The organism is Saccharothrix isguenensis (assembly GCF_052936305.1).
Genome location: NZ_CP193626.1, coordinates 5,142,614 through 5,164,345 on the forward strand (window position 1 = coordinate 5,142,614; position 21,732 = coordinate 5,164,345).

Annotated in this window: 5 protein-coding genes and 1 pseudogene; all 6 read right to left on the reverse strand. The window is 74.2% G+C overall.

The window, feature by feature from the left end; genetic code table 11:
- Window positions 1-9: 9 nt before the first annotated feature.
- Window positions 10-4,593, reverse strand: a pseudogene (locus tag ACRAKI_RS23025) (SDR family NAD(P)-dependent oxidoreductase); the annotation flags it as partial.
- Window positions 4,577-9,343: a type I polyketide synthase gene (locus ACRAKI_RS23030; protein WP_447008492.1), complete on the reverse strand. Its 4,767-nt coding sequence runs from the start codon at window positions 9,341-9,343 to the stop codon at window positions 4,577-4,579. The gene ACRAKI_RS23030 and the pseudogene ACRAKI_RS23025, both read right to left, overlap by 17 nt.
- A gap of 61 nt (window positions 9,344-9,404) precedes the next feature.
- Window positions 9,405-18,806 (reverse strand): SDR family NAD(P)-dependent oxidoreductase, encoded by a 9,402-nt coding sequence (locus ACRAKI_RS23035; RefSeq protein ID WP_447002576.1) that lies wholly within the window; start codon window positions 18,804-18,806, stop codon window positions 9,405-9,407.
- A 63-nt stretch (window positions 18,807-18,869) separates the two neighbouring features.
- Window positions 18,870-20,246 carry an FAD-dependent oxidoreductase gene (locus ACRAKI_RS23040; protein WP_447002577.1) on the reverse strand — a complete coding sequence of 459 codons (1,377 nt, stop codon included), beginning with the start codon at window positions 20,244-20,246 and terminating at the stop codon, window positions 18,870-18,872.
- Entirely contained in the window at window positions 20,243-20,464 is a 222-nt protein-coding gene (locus ACRAKI_RS23045; RefSeq protein WP_447002578.1) for a ferredoxin, read from the reverse strand. Before ACRAKI_RS23045 ends, ACRAKI_RS23040 begins: the two co-directional genes overlap by 4 nt.
- Window positions 20,461-21,690, reverse strand: coding sequence for a cytochrome P450 (locus tag ACRAKI_RS23050; protein ID WP_447002579.1), 1,230 nt, complete (start codon window positions 21,688-21,690; stop codon window positions 20,461-20,463). Before ACRAKI_RS23050 ends, ACRAKI_RS23045 begins: the two co-directional genes overlap by 4 nt.
- Between the last annotated feature and the right edge of the window lie 42 nt (window positions 21,691-21,732).

Genomic DNA, 21,732 nt, shown 5'->3' on the forward strand with positions numbered 1-21,732 from the left:
GATGGCGGTGTCGAACAGCGCCAAGCCCTCGGACTCGGACAACGCGCCGCCGCCCGACCCGGTCAGCCGCAACCGGTCGGCGTCGGTCAGGTGGTCCGCCATGCCGTCGTCCCACAGGCCCCACGCCAGCGAGTGGGCGGGCAGTCCGCCGGCGCGGCGGTGGGTTGCCAGGGCGTCCAGGAAGGCGTTCGCGGCGGCGTAGTTGGCCTGTCCGGCGTTGCCCAGCACACCGGCGGCCGACGAGAACAGGACGAACGCGGTCAGGTCCGACGCGAGGGTGAGCTCGTGCAGGGCGAGCGCCGCGTCCACCTTGGGGCGCAGCACCCTGTCCAGCCGCTGCGGGGTGAGGGAGGGCAGCGTCCCGTCGTCGAGGACACCGGCCGCGTGGACGACCGCCCGCAGCGGGTGCGCCGGGTCGACACCGGCCAGCACCTCGGCCAGCGCGGACCGGTCGGCCACGTCGCAGGCGGCCACGGTCACCGTCGCGCCGCAGGCGGTCAGCTCGGCGACCAGGCCGTCCATGCCCTCGGCGGACCGGCCGCGCCGGCCGACCAGCAGCAGGTGCCGGACGCCGTGCGCGGTGACCAGGTGCCGGGCGAACAACCTGCCGAGCGTGCCGGTGGCGCCGGTGACCAGCGCCGTGCCGTCCGGGTCGAAGGTCGGGTCGCCCGGGGTGGCGGCCACCCGGATCAGCCGGGGTGCGGAGACCTGGCCTCCGCGCACCACGCCCTGGGGCTCGCCGGAGGCGACGACGAGCCCCGCGTCCGCCGGGTCGTCGCAGTCGGCGAGGACGAACCTGCCCGGGTTCTCGGACTGGGCCGAGCGCACCAGGCCCCAGACCGCGGCTCCGGCGAGGTCGGTGACGTCCTCGCCGGCGAGCGCCACCGCACCGCTCGTCACGACGACGAGCGGGGTCGGGTCGGTGCTCGCCGCGTGAGTTTGGAGTGCGGTCAACACCCGGTGCGCCACCTGGTGCACCTCGCCGGGTTCGACGGTGAGCACGCGGTGCCGGGGTGCGGGTCCGGCGGTGGGAATGCGGTCGAAGACCACCTCGAACAGGGAGTCGACCGGGGACAGGTCGATCTCCCGCAGGGCCAGGCCCGCCACCGTGGCCAGCGGCTTCCCGGTGGTGTCGGCCACGGTCAGGTTCACGACGCCGTCACCGAGCCTGCGGACGCGCACCCGTGCGGCGGTGGCGCCTTCGGCGTGCGCGGTGACGCCCGTCCAGGAGAACGGCACGCGGGGCGAAGGACCGTCGGGGCCGAGTGCGATGGTGTGCAGGCAGGCGTCGAGCAGGGCCGGGTGCAGCACGAAGCCGTCGACGGCGTGACCGGCGGGCAACCGGACCTCGGCGAAGACGTCCGACCCGGTCCGCCAGGCCGCGCCGAGCCCCTGGAACGCGGGACCGTAGTCGAGGCCGCCGGCGGCGAGGTCGTCGTAGAGGCGGGTGAGGTCGACCTCCTCGGCGGCCGGTGGCCAGTCGGCCAGCGGTTCGCCGGTTGCGGCCGGTGGTGCCAGCACACCGGAGGCGTGCCTGGTCCAGGGTGCTCCCGGGGTGGTCCTGGCGTGGATGGCGACTGTCCGTGCTTCCCCGACCTCCGCGCCGATCACCACGCGGATGGTCGCGGTTCCGCGTTCGGGGAGGACCAGCGGCGCGTCGAGGGTCAGTTCGGCCAGGGCGCTGCCACCGCCCGCGGCGAGGGCCAACTCGACCAGCGCGGTGCCGGGCACCACCACGGCGCCGCCCAGGACGTGATCGGCGAGCCACGGGTGGGTGGCGACCGACAGGCTGCCGGTGTGCACGGTCGTGTCGCTGTCCGGCACGTCGACCGAAGCGCCCAGCATCGGGTGCGGCGCCGTGTCGACGCCCAGCGCGGCGATCGCGCCGAGGTCCGCGCCGAGCCACGAGTCGGCCAGGAACTCGACCGGGTCGAGCCAGTACCGCGCGCCCTGGAAGGGGTAGGTGGGCAGGTCGACCAGCCGTGCGCCGGTGGACTGGGCGGACCAGTCGACCGTGACGCCCGAGCCGTGCAGGCGTCCGAGCGCGGTCAACAGGGTCGCGGGTTCGGGACGGTCGCGGCGCTGCGTGGCGATGACGACCGGAGCGTCCACGGTCTGGGCGGTCATCGTGGTGAGCGAGCCGTCCGGGCCCAGCTCCAGGAAGCGGGTCACCCCGGCCTCGTGCAGGGTGCGCACCGCGTCGGCGAAGCGCACGGGGTCGCGGACCTGGCGGACCCAGTGCTCGGGGTCGCGCAGGTCGTCGGACACGCGCTCGCCGTTCAGCGTCGAGACGATCGGCCGGCTGGGCGCGTTCAGCGTCACGCGGGCGAGCACGGCGCGGAAGTCGGCCAGCATGGGGTCCATGAGCGCGGAGTGGAACGCGTGCGAGACGGCCAGGGTGGTGGTCTTGCGTCCTTGGGCGGTGAAACGGGCGACCAGGTCCGCGACAGCGTCGTCGTGGCCGGACACCACGACGGCGTTCGGCCCGTTGACCGCCGCGATGCCGACGCGTTCCCCGCACAGGGGCAGGACCTCGGCTTCAGTGGCCTGCAGGGCAGCCATCGCCCCGCCGGGGAGTGCCTGCATCAGCCGTCCCCGGGCGGCGACCACGGCAGCGGCGTCGGCCAGGCTGAACACACCGGCGACGTGCGCCGCGGCCAGCTCACCGATCGAGTGGCCCACCAGGAAACCCGGCCGCACACCCCACGACTCCACCAACCGGTACAACGCCACCTCGAACGCGAACAACGCCGGCTGCGCGAACTCCGTGCGGTTGAGCCCCTCCTGATCCCCGCCCCACATCACCTCGCGCAACGACACCGCCAAGTGCCGGTCCAACGCCGTCAACACCTCGTCCAACACAGCAGCGAACACCGGGAAGACCTCGTACAACTCCCGACCCATCCCGACCCGCTGCGCACCCTGACCCGTGAACAGGAACGCCGTCGCACCGCTGGAGCGAGCGGGTTCGGAGTCGGCCGACGCGACATCGGCGAGACCTCGGAGCAGGTGGTCGCGGTCAGCACCGACGACGACGGCGCGGTGGTCGAGCTTGGCCCTCCTGGTGAGCGAGTAGGCGACGTCGGCCGGGGCGAGGTCGGGATTGGCCTCCAGGTGCGCCGCCAGCCGGGACGCTTGGGCGCGGAGCGCGGCCGGGTCCTTCGCCGACAACGACAGCGCGACGACGGTCGGTGCTCGGGCCGGTTCCGGTTCGTCCGACTCCGGGGCCTGTTCGACGATGACGTGCGCGTTGGTGCCGCTGATCCCGAACGACGACACACCGGCCCGACGCAGGCGATCCACCCGCGGCCAGTCACGGGTCGACGTCACCAACCGGACCGCGCCCGACGACCACTCGACGTGCGGCGACGGCTCATCGACGTGCAAGGAAGCCGGGACCGCACCCGCCCGCAAGCCCTGCACCACCTTGATCACACCGGCCACGCCCGCAGCGGCCTGCGTGTGGCCGATGTTCGACTTCACCGAACCCAGCCACAACGGCTCGCCGCCCCGGTCCCGGCCGTACGTCGCCAACAACGCCTGAGCCTCGATCGGATCACCGAGAGTCGTGGCCGTCCCGTGCGCCTCGACCACGTCGACGTCCGAACCCGACAGCCCGGCGTCGGCCAACGCGGCGTCGATCACCCGCCGCTGGGCCGCACCGCTCGGCGCGGTCAACCCGTTCGAAGCACCGTCCTGGTTGACCGCGCTCCCCCGCACCACCGCCACCACCGGGTGCCCAAGACGCCGGGCGTCCGACAGTCGTTCCACCAACAACACACCACAGCCCTCGCCCCACCCCGTACCCGAAGCGGAGGCGGCGAACGACCGACACCGACCGTCCGGCGACAACCCGCCCTGCCGCGAGAACTCCACGAACGTCTCGGGGGTGGCCATGACGGTCACGCCGCCGACCAGCGCCAGGTCGCACTCACCGGCGCGCAGCGACCGCATCGCCAGGTGCAGGGCCACCAAGGACGACGAGCACGCCGTGTCGAGGGTGATGGAGGGCCCCGTCAGTCCGTACACATAGGACAGCCGACCGGAGACGACCGCGCCGGTGTTCGCGTTCGCCGGGTAGTCGTGGTACATCGTTCCCGCGAACACACCGGTCGAGCTGCCCCGCAACGAGAGCGGGTCGATGCCCGCGCGCTCGAACGCCTCCCACGACGTCTCCAGCAACAACCGCTGCTGCGGGTCGAGCACTGGCGCCTCCCTCGGCGCGATGCCGAAGAGGGCGGCGTCGAACCGGGCCGCGTCGTGGAGGAAGCCGCCGTGGCGCACGTAAGTGGTGTTCGGTCGCTCGCCGGTCGGGTCGTACAGGCGCTCGACGTCCCAACCGCGATCGACCGGGAACTCCGACACCGCGTCCACACCGTCCACCACCAACCGCCACAAGTCCTCCGGCGACCCCACCCCACCCGGGTAGCGGCACGCCATCGACACGATCGCGATCGGCTCGCGTGCGGCTTCGGTCAGCTCCCGGTTGTGGGCGCGGAGCCGTTCGGCCTCCTTCAACGAGCTGCGGAGTGCTTCGACGAGCTTGGCGTCCGGTCCGTCAGCGCTCATGTCAGCGTCACCCTTCCCGCACACCGTCGAGGTCCAAGCCGAGTTCGTGGTCGATGAACGCCAGCACGTCGGCCTCGGAAGCCGACGCCAGGTCCAGCTCGTCCGACCCGGCGCGCGGATCGGTCGGCGCGGTGAGCGAGTCGGACAGCGCCCGGAGCCTCGCGGCGATGCGATCGCGGTCGCCGGCGGACGGCGGCGAGGCGGCCAGCCGTTCGCGGATCCGGTCCAGGTCGCCGTCGAGGTCGGCCGGGCCGCCGCCGCCGACGAGTTCCGAGTGGAGGTAGGCGGCCAGCGCCGTCGGGGTGGCGTGGTCGAAGACGAGCGTGCCGGGCAGGGTGAGTCCGGTGGCGGCGCCCAGCCGGCCGCGCAGGTCCACCGCGGCGACCGAGTCGAACCCCAGGTCGGTGAACGGCTTGGTCACCGCGAGCGCGCTCGGGTCGTCGTAGCCGAGCAGTGCTCCGACGTGCTCGCGCAGCAGGTCCAGCACCGCCCGCTGCTGTTCGGCGGGCGACATCCGGGCGAGTGTCGTGCGCAGCTCCGGTGCGGCCGAAGTGGTCTCGTCGGCGGCCGCACCGGCTTCGGGCAGGTCGGCGAGCAGCGGACGGGGGCGGGCCATGGTGAAGATCGGCGCGAACGTGGCCCAGTCGAAGTCGGCGACCACGAGGTTCGTCTCGTCGTGGTCGAGGGCTTGGCGCAGTGCGCCGATCGCGAGCGTGGGATCCATCGGCGGCGCGCCGACGCGGCGGGACGCGGCGGCGATGTCCGCGTCGACCATGCCACCGTCCCACGGTCCCCAGGCGATGGCGGTGGCCGCAAGTCCGCGGGCACGACGGGCCGCGGCGAGCGCGTCGAGGCACGCGTTGGCCGCGCCGTAAGCGGCCTGGCCCGCGCTCCCCCACACCGCCGCGCCGGAGGAGAACAGCACGAAGGCCGACAACGGCCGGTCGGCGAGCAACCGGTCGAGGACGAGCGCTCCGCCCACCTTCGCCGCTGCCGCGCGGTCGAACTCGTCGCCGGTCTGCTGGGCCACGGGACCGGCCTGGTTCATCACGCCGGCCGCGTGGAACACCGCCGTGGGCGGCTCCGGCAGTTGGTCCAGCAGGGCGGCGACGGCGTCGTGGTCCGCCACGTCGCAGGCGGCCACGGTGACCTGCGTGCCGGCGGCGGTCAGCTCGGCGGTCAGCTCCGCCATCCCCCCGGCCGCGGCGCCCCTGCGGCTGAGCAGCACCAGGTGCTCCGCGCCGGCGGCGGCGAGGTCACGGGCCAGGTGCACGCCGAGGCCGCCGGTGCCGCCGGTGATCAGGGTGATGCCGTCGGGACGCCAGCTGCGCGGCGGCGGTGCGCCGTCCAGCCGGGCACGCGTCATCCTGCGGACGTGCACGCCGGAGGCCCGGACGGCCACCTGGTCCTCGCCACCGCCCAGGACCGACACCAGCCGACGCGCGCTGTCGTCGTCGGGCTCGGCGGGCAGGTCCACCAGGCCTCCCCACGTGCCCGGCTGGTCGAGGGCGAGGCCGACGCCGAGTCCCCAGACCGCGGCCCTCCTCGGGTCGACGCAGTCGTCGGTCGGCTCGACCGCCACCGCACCCGCCGTGACGCACCACAGGGGCGCGGTGGTTCCGGTGTCGTCCAGCGCCTGGACCAGGGCGACGGTGCTGCGCAGGCCGCGGGTCAGGACGTGGTCCCGGTCGTCGGCGTCGTCCAAGGCGAGCAGCGACAACACCCCGGCGAACGTGCCGGTGGGCAGTGCGGCAGCGATGGTGGCACGGTCGGCGGTCGAGACCTCCGCGGACACGGTGGACAGGTCGCGCAAACCGTCGAGCACCGCCTGGACCGGGGGCGTCCGGTGCGCGGGCGTGACGACCAGCCACGTGCCGTCCGGTGAACCCCCGGCGTCCGGGACCGCCCGCCACGTCACGCGATAGCGCCAGGAGTCCACAGAGGACTCCTCGCGGTGCTTCCGGCGCCAGGACGACAGCGCGGGGAGCACTTCGCGGAACGCCTCGGGCGTGACGGAGAAGCGCTCGGCGAGGGCGTCGGCGTCCGCCTGCTCCACCGCCGTCCAGAACTCCGCCTCCACCGGCGCGGCCGGGCTCGTCTCCCAGAAGTACCAGGAGCGCTGGAACGGGTACGTGGGCAGGTCGACGCGGCGGGCGCCGGGGTTCAGGGCGGCGTGGTCCAGGCGGATGCCGGCGACGTGCACGGTGGCCAGCGCCGTGGCCACCTCGGTCACCTCGTCCCGGTCCCGGCGCAGCAGGGGTGCGACGACGCCGTCCGCGCAGTCGGGCACGGTCGCCGACAGCGCGGCGTCCGGGCCCAGCTCGACGAAAACGTCGACTCCCAGGGCGGCGAGGTGGGCCACCGCGTCCGCGAACCGGACGGCGGCCCGTGCCTGCCGCACCCAGTACCCCGGTGCGGCCAGGTCCGCGGTCCGGTCACCGGTCACCGTGGAGACGATCGGGATGACCGGTGGGGAGTACGTGAGCCCGGACGCGATCCCCTCGAACTCGGCGAGCATCGGCTCGATCCGGGCCGAGTGGAACGCGTGCGAGACGGCGAGCCGGGTGGTCTTGCGGCCCAGCGAGTCGAAGTGGGCCTTCACCGCCAGCACGGCGTCCACGTCACCGGAGACCACGGTGGACACGGGCCCGTTCACCCCGGCGACGGTGACGCCTTCCCCGAGCACGGCCGCCACCTCGGACTCGGCCGCTTGCAGGGCGGCCATCGCCCCACCCTCGGGGAGCGCCTGCATGAGCCGCCCGCGTGCAGCGACCAGAGCGGCGGCGTCGGCCAGGTCGAGCACCCCGGCGACGTGCGCGGCGGCCAGTTCGCCGACCGAGTGCCCGACGAGGTAGGCGGGCCGCACGCCCCACGACTCCAGCAGCCGGAACAGGGCCACTTCGACGGCGAACAGGGCGCACTGGGCGTTCAGGGTCCGGTTCAGCGCGTCCGGGTCCTCCCCCCAGACGACGGCCCGCAGCGGCTGGTCGAGGTGGCGGTCCAGTTCGACCAGCGCGGCGTCGAAGGCGGCGGCGAACACCGGGTGCGCGCTGTGCAGCCGCCGGCCCATGCCGAGCCGCTGGGCGCCCTGCCCGGTGAACAGGAACGCGGCGAGCCGGTCCGGGTCCGCGACGCCGCGCAGCAGGCCGGGGGCCTGGTCACCGGCGGCGAGCCCGGTCAGCCGGCGGACGAGCTGGTCGCGATCCCCGGCGACCACGACGGCGCGGTGGTCCATCTCGGCGCGGGTGGTCGCCAGCGAGCAGGCGATGTCGCGGTCCGGGACGTCGGGGTGCACGGCGAGGTGGACCAGCAGCCGGTCCGCCTGGGCGCGCAACGCTGCGTCGTTCTTGGCGTAGAGAGGGAACAGCAGCACGTCCGGGCACTCGGCCGTGCGTTCGCCGACCGGCTCCGGCGGCGGCGCCTGCTCCAGGATGACGTGCGCGTTGGTGCCGCTGAGCCCGAACGACGACACGGCCGCACGACGTGGCCGGCCGTGCTCGGGCCACGGGACCGGCTCGGTGAGCAGCCGCACGTTGCCGGCGGCCCAGTCCACGCGTGGTGTCGGCTCGTCCACGTGCAGGGTCCGCGGCAGCACGCCGTGGTTCATCGCCTCGACCATCTTGATGATCCCGGACACGCCCGCGGCGGCCTGTGCGTGGCCGATGTTCGACTTGACCGACCCCAGCCACAGCGGTTCGGTCCGGTCCTTGCCGTAGGTGGCCAGCAGCGCCTGGGCCTCGATCGGGTCACCGAGCACGGTGCCGGTGCCGTGGCCCTCGACGGCGTCGACCTGGTCGGGGGTGAGTTGGGCGTCGGCGAGCGCCTGCTCGATCACGCGGCGCTGGGAGGGTCCGTTGGGCGCGGAGATCCCGTTGGAGGCGCCGTCCTGGTTGATTGCGGTGCCGCGGACCAGCGCCAACACCCGGTGCCCGTGGCGCACGGCGTCGGACAAGCGCTCGACCAGGAGCAGCCCGACGCCCTCGCCCCAGCCGGTGCCGTCTGCTGCGCCGGCGAACGACTTGCACCGGCCGTCCGGCGCCAGCCCCCGGTCTTGGCTGAACCCGACGAAGGCGTCCGGGGTGGTCATGACCGTGACGCCGCCCGCCAGCGCCAGGTCGCAGTCGCCGGCCCGCAGCGCCCGCGCGGCGAGGTGCAGGGCGACCAGGGACGACGAGCACGCGGTGTCGACGGTGATCGCCGGCCCTTCGAGCCCGAGGGCGTAGGCGACCCGGCCGGACACGACGCTGCCGAGCGTGCCGATGCCCCGTTCGCCGTACCCGGCGCGTCCGGCGTAGTCGTGGTAGGCGACCCCGGCGAACACTCCCGTGCGGCTGCCCCGGAGCGAGTGGGGGTCGATGCCGGCGCGTTCCAGCGTCTCCCAGGCGACTTCGAGCAGCAGGCGCTGCTGGGGGTCGGTCTCCCGCGCCTCCCTCGGGCTCATCCGGAAGAAGTCCGCGTCGAAGTCGCCGGCCCGGTGCAGGAAACCGCCGTCGACCGAGTACGTGCGGCCGGGGGTGGCGGGGTCCGGGTGGAACAGGGCGGTGGTGTTCCAGCCGCGGTTGTCCGGGAACGGCGTGATGCCGTCCCCGCCGGAGTCGACCAGCGACCACAGGTCCGCCGGCGTCTCCACACCGCCGGGGTAGCGGCAGCCCATGGCCACGACGGCGATCGGCTCGTGCGCGCCGGCTTCCAGGTCGCGCACGCGTTGCCTCGCCTGCCGCAGGTCGGCCGTGGCGCGCCGCAGGTAGTCCCTCAGCTTGTCGTCGGTCGACACGGGGTCTTGTGCCACGGGGTCGTTTGCCATCGCCAGGTCACCGTTCCTCGCGGGGGTCCACTCAGGACATCCCGAGTTCGCGATCGAGTACGTCGAACAGTTCCTCGTCGGTCGCGGCGGTGAGGTCGGCCGCGTTCCGGTCGTCGTTCCCGCCGTGCCCCTCCTGCCACCGGCGGAGCAGGGCTTCCAGGCGGGCCGAGACCCGGCCGTGGTCGCCGTTGACCGCGGTCAGGTCGTCCAGCAGCGCGTCGAGCCGGTCCAGTTCGGTCAGCACGGGCCGCAGCGGGTCGGTCGGTCCGGCGGCGAGCCCTTCCGCGATCACGGCTGCCACGGCGCGTGCGGTCGGGTGGTCGAAGACCAGGGTGGCCGGGAGTTCGAGCGCCGTGGCCGTGACGAGCTTCGTCCGCAGTTCCACCGCGGCCAGCGAGTCGAACCCGAGTTCCTGGAACGCCTGGTCGGGACCGACGGTGTCGATGCCCCGGTGACCGAGGACCGCGGCGACGTGCGTGCGCACCACTTCGAGGAGGGCGCGGTCGCGCTCGTCGCCGGTCAGCTCGGCGATGCGGGCGCGGAGGCCGCGTGCGGTGTCGGCACGGGAGGGTTTCGCGTCGGGCCGGTCGGCGTGTGCGGCCACCTGGTCGAGCACGATCGGCATCAGCACGGGGTCGGGCCGGCCGACCGCGTCGTCGAACAGGGCGAAGGCGTGTGCGGTGCTCAACCCGGGTGAACCGGCCGCGCTCCACGGTCCGAGGGCGATGGACAGGGCAGGCAGGCCCTGGGCGACGCGGTGGCGGGCCAGCGCGTCGTGGAAGACGTTCGCCGCGGCGCACACGGACTGCGCTGGGCCTGGCAGCAACCCGCCCGCGCTGTAGAGCAGCACGAACGCCGTCAGGTCCGCGTCGCGGGTCAGCTCGTGCAGGCGCCAGGCGCTTCCGATCCGGGAGCGGACCACGGTGTCGACCAGGTCGACGGAGGCCGGCCCGTCCGGCGCGGGGTCGTCCGCCGCTTCGGCGTGGACGACGCCGGTGAGCGGGTGCTCGGCCGGGACTGCCGCGAGGACCGCCGCCACGTCGTCCCCCACGGTCACGCGGGCGCCCTCGGCGGTCAGGTCGGCCACCAGGTCGGGGTCGTCCGGACCGGTCAGGACCAGGCTGCGGACGCCGTGGGCGGTCACCAGGCGCCGGGCCAGGAGCGCGCCCGGCCCGGTGGTGCCGCCGGTGACGAGGACGGTGCCGTCCGGCCGCCACGGCGGGGGTGGGGCCGCGCCGGACACGGGCAGCAGGCGGGGCGTCAGCACTCGGCCGCCGCGCAGGCCGGCCACGGGTAGGCCGGACCGGGCGACGGCGGGCAGCAGGGCAGCGGACTCCGGGGTGTCGTCGGTGTCCACCAGGAGGAACCGGCCGGGGTTGGCGTCCCCGGCCGACCAGCACAGGCCCCAGATCGGCCCCTGGGCCAGGGTGATCGGGCTGTCCTCGATCACCACACCGCGGTCGGTCGCCACGACCAGGGTCGAGTCGGCGTACCGCTCGTCGGAGAGCCACTCCTCGATCACGGCCTGGACGTCGCGGGTCACCGACCACGCCGCCTCCGGGGCCGCGCCGGACGGGTTCGGGCACGCGTAGAGGACGAAGTCCGGGACCTCGCCGACGCGGGCTTCGTCCAGGGTGACCAGCGGTGCGGGGTCGAGGGCGGGCTGGTGGTCGGCCACGTCCCACCGCAGTCCGAACAGCGACGGCGTGCCGGTCTCGGGCACCGCGACCTCATCGCGTTCCACCGGGGTCGACACCACGGAGTCGGCGGTGAGGACCGGAGCGCCGTCGAAGTCGTGGGCGGTGACGCGGACGCCGTCGGCGAGCGGGCTGACCCGGACCTTGATCGCCGACGCGCCGGCGGCGTGCAGGGTGACCGCGCCCCAGCGGCGGGCCAGGACCGGTTCGCCGGTCTCCACCAGACGCACCGCGGCGTCGAGGAGGGCGGGGTGCAGGCCGTAGCGGTCGGGTTCGAGGTCCGCCGGGACGTCCACCTCGGCGAAGAGGTCTTCGTCGTGCCGCCACACGCCCGGCCCGACCTGGCTCGCCCCGGCGGGCGGCCATGGGGTGATCGGCTCCGGCATCGACGGCTGAGCGGTGAGCACACCGGCGGCGTGGCGGACCCACTCGCCGCCTTCACGTCGGGAGTGGACGGTCACGGGTCGCCCGCCGTCGACAGCCGCGCCCACGGCCACCTGGACCGACACCGGGTGCGCGAGCGCCAAGGGCCGTTCGACGGTCAGTTCGGCCAGGACCGGGCTGCCGACCAGCGCACCCGCGTGCAGGGCGAAGTCCACCAGGCCCGACGCCGGGAACACCGGCACGCCGAACAGCGCGTGATCAGCGAGCCAGGGCGCCGCCACCGTCGACAGCCGCCCGGTGAGCACCGCGCCACCCGTCTCGGGCAGGTCGACCACCGCGCTGAGGAGCGGGTGCTCGGTGGACGCCTGGCCCATGGACGTCGCACCGCCACCGGTGCCGACCGCGTCCGACCAGAACTCGCGGTGCCGGAAGGCGTACGTGGGCAGGTCGACCCGGCGCGCACCGCGCTCGGCGAAGAACGAGGACCAGTCCACCGGATGGCCGCGGGTGTGCGCGGTGGCCAGGGCGGTGACCAGTTCCCGCTCCTCGTCGCGGTCCCGGCGCAGCGCGGGCACGAAGGCACCCGACACCGTGCCCGCGGCCATCGCGGTGAGCACGGCGTCCGGTCCCAGCTCCAGGTACGTGCCGACACCGGCGCGGTCCAGCGCGGCCACCGCGTCCGCGAACCTGACCGGCTCGCGCACCTGGCGCACCCAGTAGTCGGGATCACCCCACTCCCGGAGCACTTCCCCGGTGACCGTCGACACCACCGGGATCGACGGCTCGGCGGCCACGGCCCGCGCCACGACCGCGCGGAAATCGGCCAGCATCGGGTCCATCAGCGGCGAGTGGAACGCGTGGGACACCGCCAGCCGCTTCACCTTGCGCCCTTCGGCGGTGAACCGGGCGGCGATCTCGGTGATCGCGTCCTGCGCGCCCGACAACACGACCGCGTTCAGCCCGTTGACCGCCGCCAAGCCGACCCGGTCCGTGCACAGCGGCAGCACGTCGGCCTCGGTGGCGGCTACCGCGATCATGGCTCCCCCTCCGGGGAGCGCCTGCATCAACCGGCCGCGTGCGGCGACGAGTTCGGCGGCTTCGGCCAGCGACCACACCCCCGCCACGTGCGCCGCCGCGAACTCGCCGACGGAGTGGCCCGCGACGAAGTCCGGTCGCAGCCCCCACGACTCCACCAGCCGGAACAACGCCACTTCGAGCGCGAACAGCGCGGGCTGGGCGAACCGCGTGCGGTTCAGCAGTTCTGCGTCCGCACCCCACACGACCTCGCGCAGCGGACCATCCACATGGCGGTCCACTTCGGACAGCGCCGCGTCGAACGCCTCGGCGAACGCCGGGAACACCCCGTGCAGCTCGCGGCCCATCCCGAGGCGCTGCGCCCCTTGCCCGGTGAACAGGAACGCGAGCGCGCCCTCCCGCACGGGGTCGGTGGCCGCCACCGCGTCGAGGCCGCGCAGCAGGTCGTCCCGATCCGCACCGACGACGACCGCGCGGTGCCGCATCGCCACCCTGGTCGTCGCCGCCGAGAACGCCACGTCGAGCGGCCGGTGGTCGGCGACCGCGGCTCGCAGCCCGCGCGCCTGGTCGGCCAGCCCTTCGGCGGACCGTGCCGACACCAGCAGCGGGAACCACCGGCCCACCGGCCTGGCCGGCACTCGCAGCACGTCCCGGGCGGTGTCGAGCGCGTCCGGGTCACGACGGTCCACGGCCGCCGCGAACGCGCCGTGGCCCACGGTTTCCGGCCCCACCGCCGCGAGTGCCGCGTCCGGTCCCAGCTCCACGAAGCGGGAGACCCCTTCGGCGGCCAGGGTCCGCAGGGCGTCGGCGAACCGGACGGTGTCGCGCGCTTGGCGCACCCAGTACGCGGGGTCGCGCAGGTCTTCGGCGAGCCGACCGGTCACGGTCGAGACGACGGGTATCCGGGGCTGGTGGTACGACACCGACTGCGCCACCGCGGTGAACTCGGCGAGCGCCGGTTCCACGAGCGGCGAGTGGAAGGCGTGCGACACGGGCAGCCGCTTGGTCTTGCGGTCGGCGAGCCGGGCCTCTGCCTCCACGACCGCCTCCGCCGTGCCCGCGAGGACGACGGACTCCGGCCCGTTCACGGCCGCCAGTGCCAGATCGGGGCCGCAGAGGTCGACCACGTCCGCTTCCGCCGCGCGCACGGCGAGCATCGCGCCACCGACCGGCAGCGCACCCATGAGCCGACCGCGAGCGGCGACCAGCCTGGCCGCGTCGGGCAGGGTCAGCACGCCCGCGGCGTGGGCGGCGGCGAACTCGCCGATGGAGTGGCCCGCCAGGTAGTCCGGAGCGGCGCCCCACGACTCGACCAGCCGGAACAGCGCCACCTCCACCGCGAACAGCGCGGGCTGGGCGAACTGCGTCAGGTCCAGGACGGCCTGGTCGGTCCCCCACACCACCTCCCGCAGCGGGCGGTCCAGGTGGGCGTCCAGCTCGGCTGCCGCGGAGTCGAACGCCTCCGCGAACACGGGATGCCGTTCGTGCAGGTCCCGGCCCATGCCGACGCGCTGCGACCCCTGCCCGGTGAACAGCAGCGCGAGCCGGTCGCCCACCGGCGGCTCCTCCACGATCACGTGCGCGTTGGTCCCGCTGATCCCGAACGACGACACCGCGCCGCGCCGCGGCCGGTCCGTTCCGGGCCACGGCCGGGCTTCGGTGAGCGGGACCACCGCGCCCGCGGACCAGTCGACCTGTGGTGACGGCCGGGTCAGGTGCAGCGTCGCGGGCATGGTGCGGTGCCGGATGGCCTCCACCACCTTGATCACGCCCGCGACGCCGGCGGCGGCCTGGGTGTGGCCGATGTTGGACTTGACCGAGCCGAGCCACAGCGGCTCCGGCCGGTCCTGCCCGTAGGTCGCGAGCAGCGCCTGGACCTCGATCGGGTCGCCCAGCGTGGTGGCCGTGCCGTGCGCCTCCACCAGGTCCACGTCGGACGTCGTCAGCCCGGCGTCGGCCAGCGACGCGCGGATCACGCGCTGCTGGGCCGGACCGTTGGGCGCGGTGAGGCCGTTGGACGCGCCGTCCTGGTTGACCGCGCTGCCGCGCACGACGGCCAGCACCGGGTGCCCGAGGCGCCGCGCGTCCGACAGCCGTTCGACCAGCAGCAGCCCTGCGCCCTCGCCCCACCCGGTGCCGTCGGCGTCGGCGTCGAACGAACGGCACCGCCCGTCCGGGGACAGCCCCCGCTGACGGCTGAACTCCACGAACGTGTCCATCGTGGCCATCACGGTGGCGCCGCCGACCAGGGCGAGCCCGCACTCCCCCGAACGCAGCGACCGGATCGCCAGGTGCAGCGCGACCAGCGACGACGAGCACGCCGTGTCCAGCGAGATCGCCGGGCCTTCCAGTCCGTAGGTGTAGGCCAGCCGGCCGGAGACGATCGAGCCGACGGCGCTCGCCAACGGGTAGTCGTGGTACATCAGACCCGTGAACACACCGGTGTCGCTGCCCCGGAGCGTCACCGGGTCGATGCCCGCGCGTTCGAACAGCTCCCAGGACAGCTCCAGCAGCAGCCGCTGCTGCGGGTCCGTGCCCGCCGCCTCGGCCGGCGAGATGCCGAAGAAGTCCGGGTCGAACGCCCCCGCGTCGTGCAGGAACGCGCCTCGCCGGGTGTAGGTGCGGCCGGGGACGCCCGGTTCCGGGTCGTAGCGCCCGTCGACGTCCCACCCCCGGTTGACGGGGAACTCCGTGGTCGCGTCGACGCCTTCGGCGACCAGCCGCCACAGGTCCTCGGGCGAGCGCACGCCGCCGGGGTAGCGGCACGCCATGGCCACGATCGCGATGGGCTCGTCCGAGACGCCGACGGCTCTCGGCGCCTCCGGCACCGGTGCCGTGGTGGTGCGGGAGCGCAGGTGCTCGGCGACCGCCCGTGCGGTCGGGTGGTCGAAGACGAGCGTCGCGGACAGGCGTTCGCCGGTGTCGGCGTGCAGGAGGTTGCGCAGTTCGACGGCCGCCAGGGAGTCGAACCCCAGCTCGGAGAACGCGCGGTCGGGGTCGATCGCGTCGGGGGCGGGGTGGCCCAGGACCGTGGCCACGTGCGCCCGCACGAGGTCGAGCAGGGCGCGGTCGCGGTCGGCGTCACCCAGGCCGGTGAGGCGGCGGGCGAGAGCCGTGCCGTGAGCGGTTCGAGCCGGTCGGACGTGCACGAGTTCGCGCAACGCCGGTTGGCTCACGCCGGCGGCGGCCTGGGCGCGCAGCGCCGGCAGGTCCAGTGCCAGCGGAAGGACCAGCGCCGCGTCCGCGCGCGAGGCCGCGTCGAACAGGGCCAGGCCCGCTTCCGGTGACAGCGCGGGGAAGCCTTGGCGCTTCAGCCTGGCCAGATCGGTCTCGGTCAGCGACTCGCCCATGCCGCTGCCGGCATTCCACAGGCCCCAGGCGAGGGACGTGCCCGCGAGCCCGGCGGCGTGGCGGTGGGCGGCGAGCGCGTCGAGGAAGACGTTCGCGGTGGCGTAGTTGGCCTGTCCGGGCGCGCCGAGCACGCCCGCGGCGGAGGAGAACAGGGCGAACAGGGCGAGCGGAAGGTCCTTGGTCGCCTCGTGCAGGTGCCAGGCGGCGTCCACCTTGGGGGTGAGCACCCGGTCGAGCCGCTGCGGGGTCATCGACTCGACCACGCCGTCGTCGAGCACGCCCGCCGAGTGCACGACGCCGGTCAGCGGGTGGTCGGCGGGGATCGTCCCGAGCAGGGCGGTGACGGCGGTGCGGTCGGACACGTCGCACGCGACCACCGAGACCTCGGCGCCGAGCGCGGCGAGGTCGTCGCGCAGTCCGGGCGCTCCCGGTGCGTCGAGGCCGCGGCGGCTGGTGAGCACCAGGCGTCGGACGCCGTGGGCGGTCACCAGGTGCCTGGCCACCAGGGCGCCGAGGCCACCGGTGCCTCCGGTGACGAGCACCGTGCCGTCCGGGTCCAGTCGCGGGCCGGCGTCCGATTCCGCCAGCTCCCTGGCTCTCGGGACGCGGATCTCACCGTTGCGCAGGGCGAATTCCGGTTGGTCGGCGGCCAGGGCGTCGGCGAAGACGGCCGTGGACTCGGGCGACCAGTCGGTGTCGACCAGGCCGAAACGGCCCGGGTGCTCGGCTTCGGCGGCGCGCACCAGGCCCCACACCGGGGCTGCGGCGAGGTCGCCGGCTTCCCCCGGCGCGGTCGCCATCGCACCGGTCGTGACGAACACCAGTCGGGCCGGGTGGTCGTCGGTGAGCCACTGCTGGATGTGGGCCAGCACCTGCGCCGCGGTTGTGCGCACGGCGGCGGGCACGTCGTCGTGGGGAGGGGTGACCGGGCACAGCACCACGTCCGCGTCGGGCACGTCGTGGTGTGCGGGGAGGTTGAGCGGGGTGGAGTCGCCGAGTGCGGCCCACCGCCCGGCGGGCGTGGAGTCCGGACGCGGGAACATGGTCCACACCAAGCCGAGCGGTGACTCCCCTCGCCGCCGCGCCGCGAGCCCGTCCAGTGGGCGTGCCACCAGGGAGGCCACCGAGAGCACCGGTCGTCCGGCCTCGTCCGTCGCGGTGATGGCGGTCCGGTCCTGGCCCGCCGGGCTGAGGCGCACCCGCAGTGCGGTCGCGCCGGAGGAGTGCAGCGCCACGCCGGTCCAGGCGAAGGGGACCACGGGCCGGTCCAGCGGCGTGCCGACCAGGTCGGTGTGCAGGGCCGCGTCGAGCAGCGCGGGGTGCACGCCGCAGCGGGCCGCGTCGGCGTGGGTCCACTCGGGCAGCGCGACGTCGGCGAACAGCTCCCCACCACGCCGCCAGGCCGCGCGCAGGCCGCGGAACGCCTCGCCGTACGCGTAGCCGGCGTCGCGGAGCACGTCGTACGCGCCTTCGAGGTCGAGCGGAGTGGCGTCCGGTGGCGGCCAGGGGCTCGGATCGGTGGCAGCTGCGGCGGCAGCCTCGGTCAGCACGCCGACCGCGTGCCGCGTCCACCGTTCGTCCGCGACCCGCGAGTGGACGGTCACCGGTCGGGAGCCGTCCGGCTCCGGCGGACCGACGAGCACCTGCACCCGCACCGTGCCGTCCTGGGGCAGGACGAGCGGGGCCTGGAGGGTCAGCTCGGCCACCGCCGGGACGCCGGCCTTCTCCCCCGCGCAGAGGGCGAGGTCGACGAACGCCGTGCCGGGCAGCAGGACCGTGCCGGAGACCTCGTGGTCGGCGAGCCACGGGTGGGTCCGGAGGGCGAACGTGCCCGCGAGCAGGTGTCCCCGGCCGTCGGCCAGCTCGGCGACGGACCGCAGCAACGGGTGGTCCACGGGGTCCACGCCGATGGTGGTGATGTCCCCGTGCGGCGACACGGCGTCCCACCAATAGCGCTTGCGCTGGAAGGCGTAGGTGGGCAGGTCGACGGGCACCGCGCCGGCGCCGTGGAACCACGCGGCCCAGTCGACCGGCGCGCCCCGGACCCACGCCTCGGCGAGCCCCGCGAGGAACCCGCCGGAGCCCATGCCGATGACGAGGTCGTGGCCGTCGTCGGCAGCGGCGCGCACGGCTTCCGACAGCTGCGAAGGCTCGTGCAGGCCCTGGAACCAGTGGTCGACGTCGAGCGCGTCCACCCGTGACCCGGTGACGGCGGAGTACACGGGAACCCGACCGGACCGGTGGCGGACGCCGGCGAGCATCCCGGCCATCGCGTCCCGGATCGCCGGCGTCGACCGCACACCCGCCGCCAGCAGCTTCGACCGGACCGCGGCGATCCGTGCCCCGTCCGGCAGTGACAGCACACCCGCCGCACAGGCAGCGGCGACCGTCCCGCCACCGTCGCCCACCACGGCGTCCGGCACGACCCCGAACGACCGCCACAGCTCCACCAGCGACACCTGGACCGCCCACACGACCGCGTCCACCAGATCCGCCGGCGGCTCGCCACTGCGCACCACCTCGATCAAGTCGCACTCCACCAGCGTCGCCAGCGCCCGCGCGCAGTCCGCCATCCGCGCGGCGAACACCGGGTGCGCGTCGAGCAGGGCCGGTGCGTGCGCGAGCACGTCCTGTCCGGACGGGAACGACAGCACGACCCGCGGCTCACCCGGGACCACGCCCGAGACGACGGCGTTGGACGATCCGCCCACCGCCGTCGCCGCCAGCCCGTCGAGGAGTGCCGCCCGGTCCGTCCCGATGACCACCGCGCGGTGCCGCAGGGACGACCGGTACGTGAGCGAGAGACCGATGTCGACGGGCCGCACGTCAGCCTCGTCGGCACGAGCGCGCAACCGCGCCGCCTGCGTGCGCAACGCGGCTGCGCCCGCCGCCGACACCACCCACGGGACCTCGCGGTCGGACGGGCTCGGCTCGTGCGACCGGTCGGGAAGGCTGTCACCGCTCACCGGAGAACCCCTTGGCGTTGTGTGGAAGTCTGGAAGCACGTTGCGTCGGCACGGGCGGGAAGCTCAGAGGAGGTCGCCGAACTCCGGGAAGTTCGCCAGGGCCGCCTCGGCCGTCAGCGGCGGCGCGGACGGCCCGCGCAGCACCAGGTCCCGCACCCGCGGAGTGATCATCTCCTCCTGCGGCACGGTCAGGGTGTAGACGCCGAACAGCGCGTTGGCGACCTCCGGCTCGCTGAGCGCCGTCTGTCCCATTCGGACGATGAAGTCCAGCTGCTCGGGGCTGGGAGGTTCGGCCGGGGCGCGGTTCGTGCGGACGTCGGGGAACGCCGAGTCCTGGTCGCACGCCATCGCCCACGGGACCTCCACCCGGCCGGCGACCGCCGCCTGCGCCGCCGCGCTCGACCCCGGCTTGAACCCGGTGTTGTCCAGCTCGTCCCGCAACGCCGTCACTTGCAGCGCGGCGGCCGACATCCCGTGCGCGTAGACCGGGTTGAGCGCGGCCAGCGCGTCACCCAGCACGACGAACCCCTCCGGCATCACCGACCGCTCGTAGTAGCGCCGGGAGTTCACCGTCCCCCGGTACCCCCGCACCTGCCCGATCGGCTCGGCCCGCGCGAACAGGTCGGCGATGACCGGGTGCGGCAGGGCGCGGGCGAACTCGGCGAAGCCCTCCTCGTCGGTGGGCGGCTCGGCGCCGCGCGTGCCGGTCATCGTGACGATCCACCGGTTGCCCTCGATCGGGAACAGCGTGCCGCCCCGACCGGGCTCCCCCGTCCCCGCCCGCGGCTGCACGAGCACCGCGGGCAGGTTCGGGCTCACGCCGTCCGGAGCGGTGAACAGCCGGGTGGCGTAGGCCAGTCCCGAGTCGACGTGCTCCTCCTCGACCGGGTCGACGCCCAGCTCGGCGAGCCAGTCCGGCGCCTTCGATCGTCGGCCGGTCGTGTCCACGACGAAGTCCGCTGGCAGCACCCGCTCGGAGGCCTCGGACGTGACGCGGACACCGGTGACGCGCTCGCGGTCACCGACGAGGCCAACCACCGAGGTCGCCTCGACCACCGTGATGCGCGGGTCCTCCACCACCCGCTCGCGCACCACGTAGTCGGTGAGGTCACGGCTGCACACCAGGATGTAGGCGTCGCCGTGGTGGCGGGGGAACCAGCCGCCGGCCGACAGCGTCAGCATCCCCCACGGCATGCCGCGACGGTTGGCGCCACCCGCGACCAGGGCGTCGACCGTGCCGGGCAGGAGGTCGTCCAGCGCCTCCGCCCCGCCCGCCATGAACATGTGGCTGTGCCTGCCCTGCGGCAGCCCCCGCCGGGGCGCCGGGACCATCGGGAACACGTCGCTGTCCACGACGGTGACGGTGTCGGCGTGGCGGGCCAACACCGAAGCCGCCAGCATCCCGGCCAGACCACCACCGAGCACGACCGCGTCACTCATCGTTGTGCACCTTCCTGCGTCCTGAGCACGATGGCCGTCACCGGGCACACCTCGGCGGCCTCCTCCACGACTTCGCGTAGTTCCTCGGCGGGCCGCTGTTCCAGCACCACCACCCGACCGTCCTCTTCGGACTGTCCGAACACCTCCGGGGCGGTGAACACGCACTGCCCCATGCCGACGCACCGCTCGCGGTCGACCTCGACGCCCAGCGCGCTCACCACGTCACCGGCATTTCGTACATGCCGTAGACCAGCGCGTCGTCCTTGAAGGACAGCTCCTCGAACGGAACGGCGAGCCGCAGCTCCGGGATGCGGGAGAACAGGGTGTTGAACACGACCTCCAGCTCCAGCCGTACCAGGCTCGCGCCGGGGCACTGGTGGATGCCGCCGCCGAACGCGACGTGGCTCCTGGTGTCCCGGTGGATGTCGAAGGTGTCGCCGTCGGCGAACACGGTCTCGTCGCGGTTCGCCGAGCCGTAGAGCAGGACGACGCCCTCGCCTTCCCGGATCAGCACGTCGCCGATCCGGGTGTCGGCGGTGGCCACCCGTCCGCTCGCGGAGTCGTTGATGCTGAGGTAGCGCAGCAGTTCGCCGATGGCCTTGGGCATGAGCGACGGGTCGCGCCGGACCTGCGCCAGCTGGTCGGGGTGGCGCAGCAGGGTGAGGGTGCCGAGGGAGATCATGTTCGCGGCGGTGTCGAACCCGCCGAACATCAGCATCCGGGCGATGGCCACCATCTGGTGGTGTTCGAGACTCCCCTCCGCGCGGTTCTTGGCGATGATCCGGCTCAGCAGGTCGTCCGTGGGCTCGCTCTCCTTGCGCGTCACCAGCTCGTCCAGGTGCTCTTCCATCCGCACCTGGAGCTGGTGCAGCGTCTCGCCGTCGATGCCCCGCGTCATGGTCGCCTCGGCGTGCTTGCGGAACATCACCGAGTCCTCCGGCGGCGCGCCCATCAGCTCGGCGAACAGCAGGGTCGGCACCGGGACCGCCAGCTCCTGGACGAGGTCGAGCGGTCCGCCCCGGGTGAGCATGGCGTCGATCCGCTCGTCCACGATCTTCTGCATCGCGGGGCGCAGGTCCTGCATCCGCTTGACGGTGAACTCGGGGATCAGCAGCCGGCGGCGGACGGTGTGCTCCGGTGGGTCCAGCGCCAGCAGGGGAAGTTCCATGGTGTTCAGGAACTCCTCGGACAGCGGCACCTGGTGCGGGTAGCCGGGGTTCTTCCAGCTGGAGCTCATCGTCGGGCTGTTGAGCACTTCCTTGACCAGCTCGTGCGTCGCCACGACCCACGCGGGTTCGCCGGTCACCGGCATGCGCACCTTCGTCACCGGCGCCTCGGCGCGCAGGCGTTCGTACTCGGGAGTGGCGCTGAACGGGCACTTCTTGGCCAAGGGGAAGGTCGGCGGCTCGCTGGTGTGCGGCACCGCGCGGACGGGATCGGTCATCGGAACCACCTTCTCGGTCGCGGATTTCCGTTGCGGTGCAGA